Raw genomic sequence first — 5,158 nt, 5'->3', positions numbered from 1 at the left:
ATTGTGGAGCTAAATTTGAATACAAAAAAACTGACAACCGTTAGGTGTCAGTTAAAGGTACTGTCATAAGAACACCTTTTAAAGGTGTTCTATGGCAGTATTTTTTTATTTAATAGAACGCAAAAATAGGTTGGTTTGGAAAATATCCATACCAACCTATTTTTATTATTTTACATATTCTTTATCGTTAAATATGAAGTCCTGTAGTATTTTTACAGAGTCCTCAGTAAATCTTATTACCCATCCAGCGTTTTTATATTTACCTTCTATAGAATAAGGAGAGTTTGTTATAGGGAATTCAAATTGTTTGATATCCAGACTTCCCATTCTTATAACAGACATTCCAAGTGAAACTATTTGAGTAGTTTTCATATTAGTCTTTAGATAAGGTAAAACAGCATTTAAAAGCTTTGGATATTGCCATTTAGACATTGCCTTAACACCAGAGAACATAGCCCGTATAACATCTCTCTGACGTCTATCTCTCTCAAATGCAGAGTCGTTCTTTCTGATACGAGCAAATGAAAGTGCCTGATATCCATTTAAAAGCTGTTCACCTGGAGATTCTACAAGCTGCATAGGTTGAGATTTGTCCTTATACCAGTAATATGTTTCTGGGATAAATTTATTAAGCTCAGCAAGCTCAGAATCCTTAACATTTACGGTAACACCACCTATAGCGTCTATAATATACATAAACGACTCAAAATCTACAAGTGCGTAGTTATGTATATCTACACCAAAGTTGTCCTCTATAGTTTCTGTAAGAAGCTCTACACCACCCAAGTAATATGCGTGGGTAAGCTTAGTATATCCATGTTCAGGAATATTTACATACGCATCCCTAGCAAGAGATGTAAGCTTTAGGGAATTATGTACGGTATCTATTGTAAAAATCATCATAGTATCCGTTCTAGACTTTTCCTCGCCCTCTCTGGCATCAGATCCAAGAAGAAGTATATTTGTAATACCCTTTTTGTTTATATGGGTAATATTATCAAACACACCACTAGCAATAGATGGATCGTATGCATCTGCAACCTTTTTAATAAATGAAATAGCACCTACAGTAGGGAAGGCTAAAATAATAACTAATATAACAGTCATTATACGTTTAATTTTCTTTCTCTTCTGTCTTTTTCTCTCTGCATTTCTAGCAGCACGAGCACTACCGCTATTTCTTGGATTTCTATTTTTAGGTTGCTCTTTATTTATATTGTCATAATTATTTCCGCCTGAGGAACGACTTCCTCTATTTAGATTTGAGTTCATAGGAGATTTTTTGATATTCCTATTTTGCCCACCGGGAGCTCTTCTACTTGGATTTGGACGAGAACTATCTGAACTTCTTCTTACATTTGTGTTTATAGACTGTGAAGATCTACCACGAGAAGAATTACCACGACTAGAAGACCTCTGAACTTTTGAGGCATTAGTACGTGAACTAGACTGTCCATTCTTAGAAGAAGCGCTAACCCTTCTTATCTTGTTAGACGGATTATCTCTATTATCTGCCAAAATAAAAACCTTCTTTCTAAAATTTGAATAATATCACACTAAAAAATCAATCTTTTATCATTATAAATAGCGTTGCAAAAATATGCAAGTCACTTTTTTATTATATAGAAGACTTATAACTAATTCAAGTAATAAAAATAAAAAGGACTGTTGCAAGATACGCAACAGTCCAAATGTTTTATGTTTATTCAGTTACTTCGCCACTTCCAGAGTCGCTGCTACCAGAATCAGAACTACCTGAATCTGAACCGCCAGAAGAACTACCAGAATCAGAGCTTCCAGAGTCAGAAGAACTATCAGAATCTGAATTATCAGAAGAGCTAGAACCACTAGAATGACTGCTTCCACCAGAAGAAGAATGACTACTACTTCCAGAATGACTAGAACTTCCGCTAGAACTACTATCGTCATCTAAATCAGATGATGAGCTAGATGAACTAGAAGAGCTAGATGAAGAATCATCTTCTGTATAACTACTGTAATCTGTTCTTCCGTACTGTTTATCTGCATTTTCTATAAGTTCTTTTGTAGGAACTATATTTTTAAATATAAAGTCGTGTAATATATCTACTTCGTATTCTTCAAATGGTATAACATAACCAGCTTTACCAAGTCTTACTTCACCTTCTGGATGAAGAGGGAACTGAAGTGAAGTTATATCGAAGTTACCAATTGCAAGTACGTCTTTTGCAAGTCCAAGTATTGTTGCAGGTGACATATTTGTTTTAACATATGGTAAAACAGAGTTCATAAGGTCGTTGTATTTTGATATTGGAAGACCTTTTAGTTTTTTAACCATAGCCTCTATAACCATTCTCTGTCTATTATCTCTTTCCATAGTACCATCATTTTTTCTTATACGAGCAAATGAAAGTGCCTGATATGCATTTAGATTTTGTTTACCTGCTTTAGTTATGTATTTTATACTACCTTTGTCGTCGTGTTCATACCAAGAGTATGTTTCTGGTATAAATTTATTAAGCTCATCTATTTCGCTTTCCTCAACATCGACAGTTACTCCACCAAGTACATTTATAACATCCATAAATGAATAGAAATCAACCTGAGCGTAATCGTGGATATCTAATTTAAAGTTTTCTTCTATAGTTTCTATAAGTAAATCAGCTTTACCGTAGAAATATGCATGAGTTAATTTCTGTTTTCCATGCCCTGGTATGTCTACATATGTATCACGACCAAGAGAAGTAAGCTTTAGACTCTTATTTTTGTTATCAATAGTAAGAATCATCATAGCATCAGATCTCTGAGCATTTTCGCCAGGTCTACCATCTGTACCAAGAAGAAGTATATTTGTTATGTTGCTATCGTTTTTGTGTTCCAGACTATTCAGGGCATCGTAATCACCACTATCCTGAACAGTTTTTAATTTTGTATATACATATCCAAACACACATGTCGGAAAGGCTATAACAAGAACCGCAAGAAGTATAACAAGCTTTCTGAGTTTAGACAAAAAAATCCCTTCTTTCTTTTAATTTATTCTTTTTTTCTCAATTAATTTTACTCAATTAAATAATCTCGACTTTATAAGAATATTATAAAATCATCTTATAATTATATTAGAATACAGAGAATTATTCAATAGATTTTGACTTTTTATCTTATATTGTCGTCACAGAATATATTCTACAACTTTTTTAACTATAAATATAGATTGAAAACTAAAATTCTTGAAAATTTCATAAAGGTGGGGTATATTATAAAAAGATTAAAAATTAAGAGGGGGTATTCTATGATAAAACTTATAGCGACAGATTTAGATGGTACTCTATTAGACAATAATGGAGAATTAAACGAAGAATTTAATCATGTTTTCAATGAATTATATAAAAAGGGAATTACATTTATGGCAGCAAGTGGGAGACAGTATCCTGCACTTGAAACACTTTTTGAATCAGTGAAAGATAAAATGATGTTTATAGCTGAGAATGGAACTTTTGCAGTAAATAAAGGGGAAGAACTATTATGTGATCCAATGGATAGAAAAAATGTAGAAGATATAATAGACTTCACTAGAGCTGCAGAAAATAAAGAAATTCTTTTAAATACTAAATATACTGCATATACAGAATGTAAGGATGAAGAATTCTTAAAAATGTTAGATATATACTGCTCAAGTGTAACAGTTGTAGATGATTTAAAAGATGTTAAGGAAGATGTACTAAAAACAGCGATATACGATGATAGACCTATTTCTGAACATTGCCAGGATTATTTTGATAAATTTGGCGAGTATATGACAGTATGTACATCAGGACCTCATTGGTTAGATATAATGGAAAAAGGAGTAACAAAAGGAAAGGCTCTTGAGCATATAAAAGAAAGATATGGTCTAAAAAGTGAAGAGATAATGATATTTGGTGACCAGATGAATGATTTAGAACTTATAGAATGTGGTTACTATAGTTATGCAATGGAAAATGCTATAGATGCATTAAAAGAAAAAGCCAGATTTATAGCTGGTAAGAACAGCGAAAATGGAGTGCTTGAAAAAATAAAAGAAGTATTCAATATATAGTGATGCAAAGAAAGCCTCAGCTACAGTGATTATGTAGTTGGGGCTTTTTTTAGTTTAAAAGTTTCTACATTATATATATGTAGATAATTATTTGAATAGATTGTAGAAAAATATACATATTTATATAAAAAATAGGAATAGATGAATAAAAATAACCACATTATAAAAAAGAATGATAAAAAATATTCAAAATATCTAAAAGATAAATTAAAATTATAAAAAGAATAGTAAATTAGAAATAAATTATGTTAAAAAAATAACTACAGAATAGTCAAGTTGTTTTGAATTGTCAGAAAATTATATTTAAAAAGATACAACTTAGGACCTGTATACAAGTTGTGAAATAGGGGTGAATTGTCAGAAAATTTGTGGAATATAGTCTAAAATTCATTAAAAAATAAATTTTTATGGCTAATTTTTCTGAAAATATATGTAAATAAGACTATTTTGTTTAATTATCAAAATTGTAAGGTAAAATAAAAAAATTTAATACAATTTTTCAAAAAAGGCTTTACTTTTTGCAAAACATTTGTTAAACTATAATCAAAGAAAGAGATAAATAAATATCAAACAAAATCGTAAAAAATACATTAACATAAATGGAGGGACAGTCATGAAAAACTTAAATCTTAGAAAAATAATCGCAGCAGTAGCAATCGTAGTAGTAGCAGGAGGACTTGGAGTACAGAGTGTAAGTGCATTAGAAATAGACGAAAGCTTAAACCCAATAATAACTTCAAGAGATTTCGTAAAAGAAGAAGTTAAAAATGACAACCTAAACAAAGTAGCTGAAGAAGATATAATGAACCCAATAATAACTTCAAGAAACTTTGTAAAAGAAGAAAATAAAATGGATGTAAGAACAACAGCATCTATAGATGATGTGATGAATCCAATAATAACATCAGAAACTATCCTATCTCATAAATAGAGATAATCAAGTATAAATTAATCCCAAAAGACTTATAATTTTAAAAAAGCAGGCTGAGGAGCCAATGTCATTAAGTTAGTAGAAAAACATAAAGACCTCAATATTAGAAATAATATGGGGTCTTTTTATTTTATAAAAATGTTGACAAGAATTAAAAAATGTGTGGTCGC

General features: G+C 30.8%; 4 protein-coding genes. 2 read left to right on the top strand and 2 right to left on the bottom strand.

What is annotated here, in order from left to right:
- Positions 1–165 precede the first annotated feature (165 nt).
- Together ACK2WN_RS11785 and ACK2WN_RS11780 are read right to left on the bottom strand one after the other, a co-directional pair.
- Entirely contained in the window at positions 166–1,518 is a 1,353-nt protein-coding gene (locus ACK2WN_RS11785) for an LCP family protein (protein WP_416155672.1), read from the bottom strand.
- A gap of 184 nt (positions 1,519–1,702) precedes the next feature.
- The gene (locus ACK2WN_RS11780) at positions 1,703–2,992 is read right to left on the bottom strand and encodes an LCP family protein (RefSeq protein ID WP_329998554.1); all 1,290 of its coding nucleotides are present in this window, start codon (positions 2,990–2,992) and stop codon (positions 1,703–1,705) included.
- A gap of 279 nt (positions 2,993–3,271) precedes the next feature.
- Here ACK2WN_RS11780 and ACK2WN_RS11775 point away from each other — a divergent pair, with 279 nt between their 5' ends.
- Together ACK2WN_RS11775 and ACK2WN_RS11770 are read left to right on the top strand one after the other, a co-directional pair.
- Positions 3,272–4,057 (top strand): HAD family hydrolase, encoded by a 786-nt coding sequence (locus tag ACK2WN_RS11775; RefSeq protein ID WP_300530811.1) that lies wholly within the window; start codon positions 3,272–3,274, stop codon positions 4,055–4,057.
- Positions 4,058–4,670: 613 nt separating this feature from the next.
- Positions 4,671–4,988, top strand: a complete 318-nt coding sequence (locus tag ACK2WN_RS11770) for a hypothetical protein (RefSeq protein WP_300530813.1) — start codon at positions 4,671–4,673, stop codon at positions 4,986–4,988.
- The last annotated feature ends 170 nt before the right edge of the window (positions 4,989–5,158 follow it).

It is taken from the genome of Peptacetobacter sp. AB800 (assembly GCF_047807365.1).
GTDB lineage: Bacteria > Bacillota > Clostridia > Peptostreptococcales > Peptostreptococcaceae > Peptacetobacter.
Note: the sequence above shows the minus strand (reverse complement) of the source record. Positions and strands in the feature narration are given on the sequence as shown.